13 protein-coding genes are annotated in these 13,372 nt (G+C 72.4%); 4 read left to right on the top strand and 9 right to left on the bottom strand.

The genetic code is table 11. The annotated features are described in order from the left end of the window. The first annotated feature begins 32 nt into the window (after positions 1-32). Positions 33-530: a hypothetical protein gene (locus MCM47_RS11985; protein ID WP_255751988.1), complete on the top strand. Its 498-nt coding sequence runs from the start codon at positions 33-35 to the stop codon at positions 528-530. A gap of 124 nt (positions 531-654) precedes the next feature. Then, positions 655-1,230: a TerD family protein gene (locus MCM47_RS11980; RefSeq protein WP_238861187.1), complete on the top strand. Its 576-nt coding sequence runs from the start codon at positions 655-657 to the stop codon at positions 1,228-1,230. A gap of 165 nt (positions 1,231-1,395) precedes the next feature. Here the strand turns inward: MCM47_RS11980 and MCM47_RS11975 are convergent, their stop codons facing one another. The 7 genes from MCM47_RS11975 to MCM47_RS11945 all read right to left on the bottom strand — a co-directional run bounded on the left by MCM47_RS11975 (position 1,396) and on the right by MCM47_RS11945 (position 8,035). After that, positions 1,396-2,541, bottom strand: coding sequence for a hypothetical protein (locus MCM47_RS11975; RefSeq protein WP_238861185.1), 1,146 nt, complete (start codon positions 2,539-2,541; stop codon positions 1,396-1,398). A gap of 142 nt (positions 2,542-2,683) precedes the next feature. Further along, positions 2,684-3,172, bottom strand: coding sequence for a DUF3180 domain-containing protein (locus MCM47_RS11970; RefSeq protein WP_238861183.1), 489 nt, complete (start codon positions 3,170-3,172; stop codon positions 2,684-2,686). A 252-nt stretch (positions 3,173-3,424) separates the two neighbouring features. Continuing rightward, positions 3,425-4,024 (bottom strand): 2-amino-4-hydroxy-6-hydroxymethyldihydropteridine diphosphokinase, encoded by a 600-nt coding sequence (folK, locus tag MCM47_RS11965; RefSeq protein WP_238861181.1) that lies wholly within the window; start codon positions 4,022-4,024, stop codon positions 3,425-3,427. Positions 4,025-4,084: 60 nt separating this feature from the next. Beyond that, positions 4,085-4,444, bottom strand: a complete 360-nt coding sequence (gene folB, locus MCM47_RS11960) for a dihydroneopterin aldolase (protein ID WP_030059580.1) — start codon at positions 4,442-4,444, stop codon at positions 4,085-4,087. Between the two features lie 245 nt (positions 4,445-4,689). Further along, on the bottom strand, positions 4,690-5,172 hold the full coding sequence (locus MCM47_RS11955; RefSeq protein WP_238861179.1) for a nuclear transport factor 2 family protein: 483 nt from the start codon (positions 5,170-5,172) through the stop codon (positions 4,690-4,692). A 66-nt stretch (positions 5,173-5,238) separates the two neighbouring features. Further along, positions 5,239-6,105, bottom strand: coding sequence for a dihydropteroate synthase (gene folP, locus MCM47_RS11950; protein WP_374209113.1), 867 nt, complete (start codon positions 6,103-6,105; stop codon positions 5,239-5,241). A 94-nt stretch (positions 6,106-6,199) separates the two neighbouring features. Then, complete coding sequence (locus tag MCM47_RS11945) at positions 6,200-8,035, bottom strand: phosphatidylglycerol lysyltransferase domain-containing protein (protein ID WP_238861174.1); 1,836 nt, start codon at positions 8,033-8,035, stop codon at positions 6,200-6,202. Positions 8,036-8,408: 373 nt separating this feature from the next. On the opposite strand from MCM47_RS11945, the gene MCM47_RS11940 reads away from it, so the two are divergent. Further along, positions 8,409-9,569, top strand: coding sequence for an esterase family protein (locus MCM47_RS11940; protein ID WP_238861172.1), 1,161 nt, complete (start codon positions 8,409-8,411; stop codon positions 9,567-9,569). 134 nt (positions 9,570-9,703) lie between these two features. Further along, positions 9,704-10,492, top strand: coding sequence for a ferritin-like domain-containing protein (locus tag MCM47_RS11935; protein ID WP_238861170.1), 789 nt, complete (start codon positions 9,704-9,706; stop codon positions 10,490-10,492). Positions 10,493-10,587: 95 nt separating this feature from the next. Here the strand turns inward: MCM47_RS11935 and folE are convergent, their stop codons facing one another. Together folE and ftsH are read right to left on the bottom strand one after the other, a co-directional pair. Continuing rightward, complete coding sequence (gene folE / locus MCM47_RS11930; RefSeq protein ID WP_030309924.1) at positions 10,588-11,193, bottom strand: GTP cyclohydrolase I FolE; 606 nt, start codon at positions 11,191-11,193, stop codon at positions 10,588-10,590. Between the two features lie 111 nt (positions 11,194-11,304). Next, positions 11,305-13,362, bottom strand: coding sequence for an ATP-dependent zinc metalloprotease FtsH (ftsH, locus tag MCM47_RS11925; protein ID WP_238861168.1), 2,058 nt, complete (start codon positions 13,360-13,362; stop codon positions 11,305-11,307). Positions 13,363-13,372: the final 10 nt, after the last annotated feature.

Below are 13,372 nucleotides of genomic sequence, written 5' to 3'. Positions count from 1 at the left end.
CCGGTTTAACCCCGGTGCCCGCAGCCCCGACAATGGCCTGTGTGATCGAGCTCGGCTACTCCCTCTCCAACCGCTTCCCGGACCCCCCGCAGACGGACTACCGGACCGCCTCGGTCCAGGCGCTGCGGTACGACCTCTTCTGCGGCGACGTCTACCTGGAATCGGACGGCGCCGAGGTGTCCACGGCCTGGGGGTGGGTGCCGGTCCTCGACTTCGCCTGGGCGCTGTGCGACATCGCCGAGCAGCTCGACCGGGATCCGGACGGCAGCCGCTCGGCCCGGGTGCAGACCGCCGACCTCGACTTCACCCAGAACACCGAGCTGCTGCGGTTCGCGCGCCGCTTCAACTGGGTCGAGGTCAGCGCCACCTGGCTGCCGGACGAGGAACCGGTCGTGGTCCGCCACAGCGACCTGCGGCGCGAGGCCCGCGACTTCCTGCAGGACACCCTGGCCGACCTCTTCGACATGCACCCCGATCTCGCCGACAATCCCAACGTCTGGTCGCTGCAGGGACGCTTCCGGCGGATCTGACCCGCCGTCGACCGGTCGTTGCCCGATCCGGCCGCGACCCCGAGAATCTGCCGGGAAGCGTGGAACCAAGCCCCCGCCCTCCCGCGTTATCCCGGGCACAAGCAACGAAGGGACAGCACACACCATGCCAGTGAGCCTCTCCAAGGGTGGCAACGTCTCGCTGACCAAGGAGGCCCCCGGCCTGTCCTCGGTCACCGTCGGCCTCGGCTGGGACGTCCGCACCACGACCGGTGCCGAGTTCGACCTCGACGCCAGCGCGATCGTGCTGAACGCGGACGGCAAGGTGCTGTCCAACAGCCACTTCGTCTTCTTCAACAACACCAGCACCCCGGACAACACCGTCGTCCACACCGGCGACAACCGCACCGGCGAGGGCGCCGGCGACGACGAGGCCATCAACGTCAACCTGGCCGGCCTGCCGGCCGAGGCCGTCAAGATCACCTTCCCGGTCTCGATCTACGACGCCGTGGCCCGGTCGCAGAACTTCGGCCAGGTCCGCAACGCCTACATCCGCGTGGTGAACGCGGCCGGCGGCGCCGAGATCGCCCGCTACGACCTCTCCGAGGACGCCGCCACCGAGACGGCCATGATCTTCGGCGAGCTCTACCGCAACGGCGCCGAGTGGAAGTTCCGCGCCGTCGGCCAGGGCTACGCCTCCGGTCTCGCGGGCATCGCCCAGGACTTCGGCGTCCAGCTCTGACGTCCGGCTCCGGCGGACACCCACGCGGCTCCACCGCACGAAGCGCCCGGCCCCACTCCGTCAGGGGCCGGGCGCTTCGCCGTTCCCCCGCCCGGGAAGGCGTCGGCGCGGGGAGCCGGGCGGCTCCCCGCGCCGAGGGCTGCAGGTGAGGGGTCGGCAGCGGGCCTAGCGCGAGGCGCGCAGCTCCGGGAGCTGGATCAGCTCGGTCTCGTCATCGGGCGTCAGGTCGACCACCTCCGGGGCGGTCTCCTCCGTCGTCCGGTCCGGAGTCCCGGTCTGCACGGCGTCCCGGTCCCCGCCCTCCGTCCGGTGCTGCGCGGCGACCGCCTCGTCCCCGACCACGTCCGCCAGATCGGCGCGCTCGCCGAGCTCCGCGACGCTGCCGACGGCCGGCTCCGGAGCCGCGGGCCGGGCCACCCCGCCGGCGGTGCGCCCGAAGAAGCTGAAGTTGCGGCCGGCCCCGGGCTGCGCCGGGCGCGGCCGCTGCCGCTCGACCGGGGCCACGGGCACGGCCGGCGGGCCGCCCAGCTGACCGACCGTCGCCGTCAGCACCGGCCGGACCGGGGCCGCGGGTGCCGCCACCGCGGGCTTGGCCGTCGCCGGGGCGGGCACCGCAGGGGCCGCAGGGACCGGGGCCGCAGTCCGGCGCTCGGGGGCGAGGGCCACCGGGGCGGGAACGACCGGCGAGGGCACCGCCGCGGCCGCCGGGACGGGCGCCGTCCGGGCACGCAGGGCGAGCTGCGCCCCGGCCGCGCGTTCGCGCTGCTCCTGAGCCGCCGCGGCCCGCCGCTCCAGCTGCCGCAGCACGGACGCGGCACGCACGAACGCGGCCGGGCTCGCCGGGTACTTGGGGCGGCTCGCCGCGAGCGCCCGCTGGGCCGCCTCGGCCTCCTTGAGCGCCTGCTCGGCGACCATCACGGCCCGCTCGCGCAGCAGCCGGGCGATCTCCGTCTCGGCCTTCGCCAGCCGCGACTTCTCCGCCGTCAGCCGGCGTCCGAAACGGGTGGCCCGCTCCTCGGCGACCTCCGCCGCGTACTCGGCCTCGGCGAGCTGCTCCTCGAAGCGCTCCTCGGCCCGCAGCCGCTGGGCGACGGAGACCTCGGCGGCCGCCCGCGCGGCCCGGTCGCGCTGGCGCAGCAGCACCGCGATCCCGAGCGCGGCGAGCACCGCGGCGACGCCCATCGAGCGGACCAGGACGGTGTCCTGACTGAACAGCAGCGCGGCCACCGCGGCGACGATGAGCACGCCGGCCGCAGTGGGGGGAAGGACCCGGCCGAGGAAGGAGGAATGACGGTGGCGTCCGCGAGACATGCCAAGAAACTAGCGTGCGAATTGGGGCCGTGTCAGCCCAGGGTCGGCTTTGGCCCTTGACACCGCGGAAGCCGTACCGCACGTGCCCGGGCCCTCACCCGTGATCACCGCCGGCCCGCCGGCCCGCGCACGGGACGCGCGCTCAGCGGTGCGTGGCCGCCGGCCCGCCCGGATCGTCGTGGTTCTCCGGCAGCTTGCAGACGTGCTGCAGCCAGAGCGCCGCCGCGATCACCGCGGCGCCGGCCAGCACCGCGAAGCCGGCCGTGACGGCCTGGTCCTTGCGGGCCGGCACGTCGAGCTCGCCGAGCAGGTAGATCCCCGCACCGGCGTAGATGCCGGTGACCACCGCCGCGACCAGCGCGCTCGCCTGTCCCAGCACCACCGCGCGGGCCGCACCGATCGGGTCGACCCGCTTGGCGCCGGGCTGCCGCTCGCGCGCCGCCTTCAGCCGGGAGCGCAGCGAGATCGCCGTGGCGAGCAGGATCACCGCCACCGCCGCCAGCACCACCGGCGCCGCGCCGGGAACGGCGGGCAGCGTGTCCAGGGAGGCCCACGTCTTGGCGCCGGCCCAGGACAGCGCCGTCGTCGCGGCGGTGATGCCGATCAGCAGGCGGAGGCGAAGCAGCTTCACTCGGACGTGGTCCTTCCGGGTACCAGGGTCGGGCGGCCGGGCCCGCTCCCCGGCCCGGCGGGCGGGAGGCGCCCCGGTCCGGCGGCGGGCGGGGGCTGGGTACGACGGCGCCAGGCCACCGTACCGGGCCGGCCCCGACGGGCACCCTCGTGCGGGCCGGACACCTACTCGTACGGCCGGGCCCCCTCCCGAGTTCCCGCGCCGCACCGCTCCCGGACTCCGTTCACCCGGGGGCGCCCCGGCCGTGCGGTCCTACTCCGGCAGCGTCAGCCGGATGTCGTCGCGCCGGCGGACGCCCTGGGCGTCCGCGCCGCCGAGCGCGTCCAGCAGCGCGCCGACCCGCCCGTGGCCGGGCAGCTCGGCCTCCGGCTGGGCGTCCAGCCAGGGGGCGAGCACGAACGCCCGCTCGTGCGAGCGCGGGTGCGGCAGCAGCAGCTGCGGGTCGTCGCTGGTGACGCCCTCGTAGGCGAGGATGTCCACGTCCAGGGTGCGCGGGCCCCAACGGACGGTGCGGACGCGGCCGAACGCGTCCTCGATCGCGTTGCCGCGCTCCAGCAGGTCGTGCGGGGGCAGCGAGGTGCGCAGCACCACCACCGCGTTGTAGTAGTTGGGCTGCTCGTCCGGGCCGCCGACGGCCTCGGTCTCGTACACGGCGGAGACGGCCTTGATCCGGAGCCCGGGGGTGTCGGCCAGGGCGTCCACGGCGCCCTGGAGGGTGTCCAGGCGGTTGCCGAGGTTGGAGCCGAGGGCGATCACCGCGCAGCGCTGGCCGTGCAGCGTGGTGTCGGCCGAGTCCACCCGGCGCTCCAGGTCGAACGTGCTCGGCGAGGCGGTCGGGTCGCTGGTGCTCATCGGGCGTCCTCTACAGCAGGAAGGCGGGCTTGACGGCGGGAACGGGGCGCACGGCAGCGGTCATGCGCGGCCCCGGTGGATGGTGACGGTCACGTCGTCGAACGGCACGGTGATCGGGGCGTCCGGCTTGTGCACGGTCACCTCGACCTCCTCCACCGCCTCGTGCTTCAGGCACTGGTCGGCGATGCGCTGCGCCAGGGTCTCGATCAGGTCGACCGGCTCGCCGGCGATGATCGCGGTGACCTCCTCGGCCACGATGCCGTAGTGCGCCGTGCGGGTGAGGTCGTCGCCGGACGCGGCGGGGCGGGTGTCCAGGTACAGCACGAGGTCCACCACGAAGGTCTGGCCCTCGACGCGCTCGCGCTCGAAGACGCCGTGGTGGCCCCGGGCACGCAGACCCCGCAGGGTGACGCGGTCCAGCAAACGAATCACTGCTCCCAGTCGGACGGGCCCTGCCCCGAACGAGGCGGGCAGGCAGGGCGAAGGCGGGCATCGCGCCCGCCACTCCGTTTCGAATCTACCTGCGAGCGCGGACAACGCCTGACCGTCCTACCCGGCACGAACCGTCGCCACGCACACCGAAATGGCGATTGACGTGAACGTTGGGTGACCTTCCGGAAATTCCCGGGCGACCGCCGGGGGCCCATTTCCCGACGGCCCCCGGATCAGTCCTCGCCGTCCTCGTCGCCGCTGGTCAGCACCGGTGACCCGTGGTGGGACCAGAGCTTCCAGCCGGCCGGCGTCCGGCGGAAGAGATTGGTCGAGACGACCTTTCCGCCGACCAGCGGGCCGAGCTCGCCCTCCTCCTCCGCCTCACCACCGGAAAGGATGTTCTCCGTGCACGTGACAAGAGCCACATCACCGTGCACCTCGGCCTCGACGTCGGTCAGGATGAACTGGATGTACTCGGTGTGCGCCATGATCAGCATGTACGAGCGGGTCACCTGGGCCCGTCCGCGCAGCACCGGCCAGCCGGGGTGCACGCACACCACGCCGCCCTTGTCGTCGGCGTCGGCGGCGCCCAGCCAGGCGTCCTCGACCGCCTCCTGATCGCCGTTCTCGAGCGCCTCGTAGAGCGCCCGGTTGGCCTCCAGGACGGCCTCCACGTCCGCCTCCCGGGCCCGCTGTCCCGCGGTGTCTCCGCTCACCCTGCCGTCACCTGCCACAGACCCTCCCGTCTCGCCCTCCGTGCCCGCCGTCGGGCCGGAGGGTCCCTACCGGGCCGCGCGCTGCCAGGCCGCGACCACCCGCACGGCGTCCGCCGTGCCCGACACGTCGTGCACCCGCACCGCCCAGGCCCCCGCCTGTGCCGACAGCACCGACACCGCGGCGGTCGCGTCGTCGCGCTCCCGCGCCGGACGCAGCTCCCCGGTTTCCGGGTCGGCGAGCAGCGTACCCAGGAACCGCTTGCGCGATGCGGCGACGAGGACGGGACGGCCGAGCCCGGTGATCGCGTCCAGCCGGCCGAGCAGGGCCCAGTTGTGCGCGGGGGTCTTGGCGAAGCCCAGGCCCGGGTCCAGGATCAGCTGCTCCTCCTTGACGCCGGCCGCGAGCAGGGCGTCCACCCGGGCGGTCAGCTCGCCGACCACGTCGGCGACCACGTCGTCGTAGACGGCCAGCCGGTCCATGTCGGCGGACTGTCCGCGCCAGTGCATCACCACGAAGGGGACCCCGGTCTCCGCCACCACCCGGGCCATCGCCGGGTCGGCCAGCCCGCCGGAGACGTCGTTGACGATCCGGGCGCCGGCCGCCACCGCCCGCTCGGCGACCGAGGCGCGCATGGTGTCGACGGAGACCACCACCCCGGCGTCGGCGAGCTCGCGGACCACCGGGAGCACCCGGCTCAGCTCCTCCTCCTCGGGCACCCGCGCCGAGCCGGGGCGGGTGGACTCGCCGCCGACGTCCACCAGGTCCGCGCCCCGGGCCCGCAGCGCCAGGCCGTGCGCGATGGCGCGGGCGGGGTCGTGCCACATCCCGCCGTCCGAGAAGGAGTCGGGGGTCACGTTGACGACGCCCATCACGGCGCAGCGGTCGAGCCGCGGCAGCCCGGCCGGCAGGGAGAAGGACAGCGAATCGCTCATAAACCCCATTATCGAACCGGACCCCGGCCGGAGGAGTTCCGACCGGGGTCCGGTTCAGGGTCGAGCGGCGCGCGGCCGTGGCGGCGCGCGCCGGTCAGGCGGCCTCGGTGACCTCCGGGCGCGGGGAGGGCATCAGGCCCTCGCGCTGCCGCTTGCGGCCGAAGCGCGGCATGCCGAGCGTGATGAAGGCCTCGGCCTGCATCGCGGCGAAGCCGATCCGGGGCAGATCCCGGGTGTTCGGGAAGACCAGGAAGCGCGGCTCCCACTGCGGCTGGAACTTCGCGTTGAACTTGTAGAGCGACTCGATCTGGAACCAGCGCGAGAGGAAGACCAGGAGCCCGCGCCAGGCGCGCAGCACCGGGCCGGCGCCGATCCGCTCGCCGCGCGCCAGCGCGGAGCGGAACATCGCGAAGTTGAGCGACACCCGGCGGATGCCCATCGCCGGCACCGCCTGCAGCGCGGCCACGATCAGCAGCTCGTTCAGGCCCGGGTCGGCAGCGCGGTCGCGGCGCATCAGCTCCAGCGAGATGCCGTCCGGCCCCCAGGGGACGAAGTGCAGCACGGCCTTCAGGTCGTCGCCCGACTCGCCCTCCTCCGGGGCCTTGTGCGCGGTGACCACGACGCAGGCGTCGTCCAGCGGGTCGCCGAAGCGGCCCAGCGCCATCGAGAAGCCGCGCTCGGTGTCGGTGCCGCGCCAGCGGGCGGCCGCGTCGGCGATCCGGTACTTCTCCTCCAGGGTCAGCTCGGAGACCCGGCGCACCTGGCAGGAGTAGCCGTTGCGCTCGATCCGCTTGACCATCTGGCGGACGTTGCGCATCGCCCGGCCGGAGAGCGAGAAGCTCTCGGTGTCGACGATCGCCTCGTCCCCCAGCTCCAGCGCGTCCAGGCCCGCCTCGCGGGTCCAGACCTCCCCGCCGACCTCGCTGCAGCCCATCACGGCCGGCACCCAGGCGTGCTCGCGGGCCTCGGCCATGAAGGTCTTGATCGCACCGGGCCAGGCCTCGACGTCACCCACCGGGTCGCCGGAGGCCAGCATCACGCCGGAGACCACGCGGTAGGAGATCGCGGCCTTGCCGGAGGGGGAAAACAGCACGCTCTTGTCGCGGCGCAGCGCGAAGTAGCCGAGCGAGTCCCGCTCACCGTGGCGGTCGAGCAGTCCGCGGACCTTCTCCTCGTCCTCGGCGGTCAGCTCCGGCTTGGGCTTCTCCGGGCGCAGCGCCAGGTACGCGGTGGTGAGCGCGGTGATCAGGCCCATCCCGCCGAGCAGGTAGGCGACCAGGTCGGAGACCCGGTCCGAGGTGTAGCCGAGCGGTCCTTCGAAGCCGAACAACCCGTAGCCGACGTGCTCCAGCCGGTGCAGCAGGCCGGGGTCGCCGAGCTCGTACTTGGTCCGGGTGGAGACCACCAGCAGGCCGAGCAGCACGCTGACGGTGCCCATCACGACCAGGTTGACGAGCGCCCGCCAGCGGGTGCGCGGGTCGGCCTTGGCGTAGAACTCGCGCCGGTGCACCAGCATCACCACGAAGAGCACCAGCGAGACGACCGCCGGGCCGATCTGGTGCCAGCGCAGGACGTGCAGCGCCACGCCGATCGGCAGCAGCACGCAGACCGCCCGCCAGGCGCGCCGCTTGCGGCGGCGCAGAGCGTGGGCGAGCAGCACCAGCAGCAGGCCGACCATCAGGGTCCCGGCCGCGGCCAGGGTGGTGGTGCCGCCGGGCAGCTGCCCGGTGAAGTCGTGCACCTTGGTGTGCCGGAGCTTGGGGAACACCGCACTGGCGATGTCGACCAGACCGATCAGCAGGCAGGCGTAACCGACCGCGCCGGGGAGCCAGGCCCTCGGTACGGCGGCCGCTTGGGTACGAAGCGTCTGCAGGCCGCGGCGACGCGGCGGCTGCTCGGGGCTCGGCTCAACGGACACGGGAACGCTCATGGAAGCTCAGCGTAGAGGCTGCGGTGCGCAGTCCTGCCACTCCGGGGGAGGAGTTGTGAGGGACCTTCATGCCTTTTCCTTCATCAGGCAATGCGCACACCAAGGAACGGGAAACGGTCGGTAAACCGGCCCCGGTGGGCGCTGCGATTGAGCCGTGGGTGGGAGCCGAAGCCCCGTGCCGCGTGGCGCGACGAGCCCCTGCGTACGCGGTACGTACGGTGGACGCCGCATTCTAGGGCGCCGGTTGCGCCGACTCCTCCTCGCCCTCCCGCCCCGCCCCGGCGCCCGGACAGCCTAGCCGCGATGGCCGCGACTGACGGACCGCCAGACGATGAAGCCTGCACCGACAGTGTCCCACCGGAAGGCCGACGGCATGGAACTGACCAGCGAAGCGCTGGTGAACTCGCTGCTCGCACTCGGCGCGGCGGCCCTGCTCGCGACGCTCTGGCTCTGGCCGCGGCTGGCCCGCCAGCGCCCCCTGCCGGTGCTCGGCCGGATCGGACTCCTGACGGTGACCCAGGTCTCGGTGCTGGCCGTGCTCGCGCTGTCGGTCAACAACTCCTTCGGCTTCTACACCTCGTGGGACGACCTGTTCAGCCCCGGCGGCGCCAAGCTGGCCCTCACCAGCAACGAGAACCACCACGGCGGCACCCCGGTCTCCGACGCGCCGATCCAGCCGACCGACGAGGGCGGCCTGGAGGGCGTCACCGATCTGCCGAAGGGCCCCCCGGAGGAGGTCGGCAAGATCGAATCGGTCCGGGTCACCGGGAAGGAGACCGGCCTCTCCGACCAGATGTTCGTCTACCTGCCCCCGGAGTACTTCGACCCCAAGCTCTCCATGGTCCGCTTCCCCGTGCTGCTGGCACTCTCCGGCTACCCGGGCACCACCCAGCACCTGGTGAAGGAGCTGGCCCTGCCGCAGACCGCCTGGGAGCTGCGCAAGGCCGGGAAGCTCACGCCCTCGATCATCGTGATGGCCCGCCCGGCCGTCGTCTCGCCGCGCAACACCGAGTGCGTGGACGTCCCCGGCGGGCCGCGCACCGAGACCTGGTTCGCCAAGGACGTCCCCGACGCGCTGCGCGCGACCTACCGGACCAGTCGGTCCGCCTCCTCCTGGGGCGTGCTCGGCTACTCCACCGGCGGCAGCTGCGCCCTGCGGCTGGCGATGCGCTTCCCCGACGTCTTCGGCAACGGGACGGGCATGCACGGCGACTTCAAGGTGGTCGAGGACCAGTTCACCGGCGGCAGCCTCTTCGGCGGCGACCGGGCGCTGGCCGACCAGAGCGACCTCTCCTGGCGGCTGCAGAACCTCCCCGCGCCGAACCTCTCGCTGATGGTGATCAGCACGCGCAAGGAGACCGACTACCCCGACACGGTGAAGTTCGTCGACCTCGCCGAGAAGGTGGCCGCGACCAACCCGCAGTTCAAGGTCGAGTCGCTGTACCTGGACGACGGGGGCCACAATTTCGACAGCTGGGTGCGCGAGCTGCCCGCCGCCCTGGAGTGGATGAGCGCCCGGCTCACCTGGAACTGAGCGGCGGCACGACGGCCGGCCGGGCCGCCGGGCGGGTGATTACCGGCCGGTCGCCGGACCGCCGGCGTACCGGGGGGAACGTATCGCGGCCGCGGCCGAACGGCCGCACCGCCCGGACCCGAGCAGGAGGCCCCATGCTCAGCACTCGATCGCTCTTCGACGAGATCTACCGGAACGACGAGGCCTACCAGCTGTTCTGCAGCATCGCGGCCGGCGGCGAGGACCAGGGCGGCTGGGAGAACGAACGGATCACCGCGCTCACCCGGGACCCGGTGCTCGCCCCCAAGATCGCCAGGCACGGCGCCGACGAGCGCAAGCACGGCCGGATCTTCACCCAGCTGCTCCACAAACGCGCCCTGCCCAGGGTGGCGGTCCCCGCCGAGGCCGACTACTGCATGCTGCTGGAGCGCCAGGGGGTCGGCCTCTCCCACGAACGGCTCAACAGCGAGGTGCCGCTGACCGAGCGCGAGATCATCACCTACCTGGCGCACAGCCGGGTCACCGAGCAGCGCGCGGCGGAGCAGATGCGCCAGCTGGTCAAGGTCTACGGCGACAACCCCGACCTCGCCCGGGCGATGCGGATGATCTCCGCCGACGAGGACAACCACCTCGCCTACTGCCACGAGGAGCTGCTCCGCTTCGCCGCCGAGGGCCACGGCCCGTACATCCGGCACGTCCTGGAGAACAGCGCCCGCGGCGAGATCCGCACCCACCGGGACGTCGGCCTCGCGGTGACCTCCCGGATGGCCCGGATCCTCCGGTGGCCTCGCTGGCAGCTGGCCGTGGTCACGGCCGGCGTCCACGCGCTCTACCTGTACGACCGGGCCTTCGGCTGGCGCCGGATGGTGAAGCTGCGGATGCCCGAGCGCCGCAACGCCCTGGGCACGCCGGCCCCGCCACACGCCGAGCGCGAGCTGCTCTGAGCAGCCGGGCGCCGAGCAGCGAGGACGGCCCGGCGCCCCGGCCGCCCTCGGCGCCCCAGCGCCTCAGCGCATCAGCGCATCAGCGCATCAGCGCATCAGCGCCCGATGATGAGGCTCATCGCCTCGGCCCGGGTGGCCGGGTCGCGCAGCTGGCCCCGCACGCAGGACGTGATGGTCTTGGCGCCCGGCTTGCGGATGCCCCGCATCGACATGCACATGTGCTCGCACTCGACCACGACGATCGCCCCGCGCGGCTCCAGGATCCGCATCAGCGCGTCCGCGACCTGGCTGGTCAGCCGCTCCTGGACCTGCGGGCGCCGGGCGTAGACGTCGACCAAGCGGGCCAGCTTGGACAGGCCGGTGATCTTCCCGCTGGTGGACGGGATGTAGCCGACGTGCGCGACGCCGCGGAAGGGCACCAGGTGGTGCTCGCAGACGGACGTCAGCTCGATGTCCTTGACCAGCACCATCTCGTCGTGGCCCAGGTCGAAGGTGGTGGTGAGGACGTCCTCCGGCTCCTGCCAGAGGCCCGCGAATATCTCCTTGTACGCCCGCGCGACCCGGGCGGGGGTCTCCAGCAGTCCCTCGCGGTCCGGGTCCTCCCCCACGGCGAGCAGCAGCTCGCGAATGGCGTTCTCGGCCCGCTTCTGGTCGAAGGTCCCGACGGCGGGCGGACCGTCGAGCGTCACCGGGTCGATCATGCGGGCCTCGCTTACTCGTGGGACTACGGGGGCTGAACAGCACGGATGCCGCGCCTCCAGGGTACAAACCCCGGTGACGCGGCATCCATTCCGTTCCGTACGGCGGGCCGGTCAGCCCTCCGTGGGCGGCTCCGTCGGGAGCGGCGGGAGCTTCACCACGTCGACCTGGGCAGCGTCGGTGGCGGAGCTCGCGGCGCCGTTGGTCAGCGCCAGCTCCTTCGGCGACTGGACCGGCGGGCGGGTGGACGGCGTCCGGCGGGCGGAGCCCGTCCAGGCCGGCCGGGCCGGGCGCTTGACGATCGGGGCGAAGATCTCGGCGATCTGCTCCTTGTTGAGGGTCTCCTTCTCCAGGAGCTCGAGGACCAGGTTGTCGAGCACGTCGCGGTTCTCGACCAGGATCTCCCAGGCCTCGTTGTGCGCGTTCTCGATGAGCTTCTTGACCTCTTCGTCGACCAGCCCGGCGACCTCTTCCGAGTAGTCGCGCTGGTGGCCCATCTCGCGGCCCAGGAAGGGCTCCGAGTTGTCGCTGCCGAACTTGATCGCACCCAGGCGCTCGGTCATGCCGTACTGGGTGACCATGGCCCGCGCGGTGGCGGTGGCCTTCTCGATGTCGTTCGAGGCGCCCGTGGTCGGGTCGTGGAAGACCAGCTCCTCCGCCGCGCGGCCGCCCAGCATGTAGGCCAGCTGGTCGAGCATCTCGTTGCGGGTGGTGGAGTACTTGTCCTCGTCCGGCAGCACCATGGTGTAGCCGAGGGCCCGGCCGCGGGACAGGATGGTGATCTTGTGCACCGGGTCGCTGTTCGGGCACGCCGCCGCCACCAGGGCGTGGCCGCCCTCGTGGTACGCGGTGATCTTCTTCTCCTTGTCGGACATGATCCGCGTGCGCTTCTGCGGACCGGCCACGACACGGTCGATCGCCTCGTCCAGGATGCCGTTGTCGATCAGCTTCTTGTCCGAACGGGCGGTCAGCAGCGCGGCCTCGTTGAGGACGTTCGACAGGTCCGCGCCCGTGAAGCCGGGGGTGCGCTTGGCGACGGCCGAGAGGTCGACGTCCGGCGCGATCGGCTTGCCCTTCTGGTGCACCTTGAGGATGTCCAGCCGGCCCTGGAGGTCGGGGCGCTCGACCGCGATCTGGCGGTCGAAGCGGCCCGGGCGCAGCAGCGCCGGGTCCAGGATGTCGGGGCGGTTGGTCGCGGCGATCAGGATCACGCCGCCCTTGACGTCGAAGCCGTCCATCTCGACCAGCAGCTGGTTGAGGGTCTGCTCGCGCTCGTCGTGGCCACCGCCGAGGCCCGCACCGCGGTGCCGGCCGACGGCGTCGATCTCGTCGACGAAGACGATCGCCGGGGCGTTCGCCTTGGCCTGCTCGAAGAGGTCGCGGACGCGGCTGGCGCCGACACCGACGAACATCTCGACGAAGTCCGAGCCGGAGATCGAGTAGAACGGCACGCCGGCCTCGCCCGCGACGGCGCGCGCCAGCAGGGTCTTGCCGGTACCGGGCGGGCCGTAGAGCAGCACGCCCTTGGGGATCTTGGCGCCGACGGCCTGGAACTTGGCCGGCTCCTGCAGGAACTCCTTGATCTCGTGGAGCTCCTCGACCGCCTCGTCCGCACCGGCGACGTCCGCGAAGGTGGTCTTCGGGGTGTCCTTGGTGAGCAGCTTGGCCTTGGACTTGCCGAACTGCATGACGCGCGAGCCGCCGCCCTGCATCTGGTTCATCAGGAACAGGAAGACCAGGACGATGATGACGATGGGGAGCATCGACAGCAGCAGGCTGACGAAGGTGCTCTGCTTCTCCGGGCTGATGGTGTAGCCCTCGGGGAGCGTGTTCTGGTCGTTGTCGTTGATCTGCGCCTGGAGCTTGTCGGCGATGCCGACACCCTGGTCGCCGATGTACGAGGCCTGGAACTTGCTGCCGGACGGGGTCTTGCCCGTACCGGCGTCGGACAGCTTGGCGCCGTCCTTGAGCTGGATCTTGATCGTGTTCGAGTCACCAGTGGTGATCTGCGCCGACTTGACCTGCTTGGCGTCGATCGCCGCGACGACCTGCCCGGTGTCCACCGTCTTGTAGCCGTTCGAGTCCGAAACGACCTGCATCAGCACGATGACGGCGAGGACGGCCAGCACGATCCACATGATCGGCGCACGGAAGTATCGCTTGACGTCCATCCATGCGGGG

The sequence above is a fragment of the Kitasatospora sp. A2-31 genome (assembly GCF_022288725.1).
Lineage (GTDB): Bacteria > Actinomycetota > Actinomycetes > Streptomycetales > Streptomycetaceae > Kitasatospora.
The sequence above is the reverse complement of the archived record's forward strand: the minus strand, read 5'-3'. Positions and strand labels throughout refer to the sequence as shown.

Bases quoted from the DNA above. Each gene is read 5' to 3' on its own strand.
- folE (WP_030309924.1), bottom strand. From the start codon at position 11,193: ATGATCGACCCGGTGACGCTCGACGGTCCGCCCGCCGTCGGGACCTTC.
- MCM47_RS11945 (WP_238861174.1), bottom strand. From the start codon at position 8,035: ATGAGCGTTCCCGTGTCCGTTGAGCCGAGCCCCGAGCAGCCGCCGCGT.
- folP (WP_374209113.1), bottom strand. From the start codon at position 6,105: ATGAGCGATTCGCTGTCCTTCTCCCTGCCGGCCGGGCTGCCGCGGCTC.
- folK (WP_238861181.1), bottom strand. From the start codon at position 4,024: ATGAGCACCAGCGACCCGACCGCCTCGCCGAGCACGTTCGACCTGGAG.
- MCM47_RS11940 (WP_238861172.1), top strand. From the start codon at position 8,409: ATGGAACTGACCAGCGAAGCGCTGGTGAACTCGCTGCTCGCACTCGGC.
- MCM47_RS11935 (WP_238861170.1), top strand. From the start codon at position 9,704: ATGCTCAGCACTCGATCGCTCTTCGACGAGATCTACCGGAACGACGAG.
- MCM47_RS11985 (WP_255751988.1), top strand. From the start codon at position 33: ATGGCCTGTGTGATCGAGCTCGGCTACTCCCTCTCCAACCGCTTCCCG.
- MCM47_RS11980 (WP_238861187.1), top strand. From the start codon at position 655: ATGCCAGTGAGCCTCTCCAAGGGTGGCAACGTCTCGCTGACCAAGGAG.
- MCM47_RS11975 (WP_238861185.1), bottom strand. From the start codon at position 2,541: ATGTCTCGCGGACGCCACCGTCATTCCTCCTTCCTCGGCCGGGTCCTT.
- ftsH (WP_238861168.1), bottom strand. From the start codon at position 13,362: ATGGACGTCAAGCGATACTTCCGTGCGCCGATCATGTGGATCGTGCTG.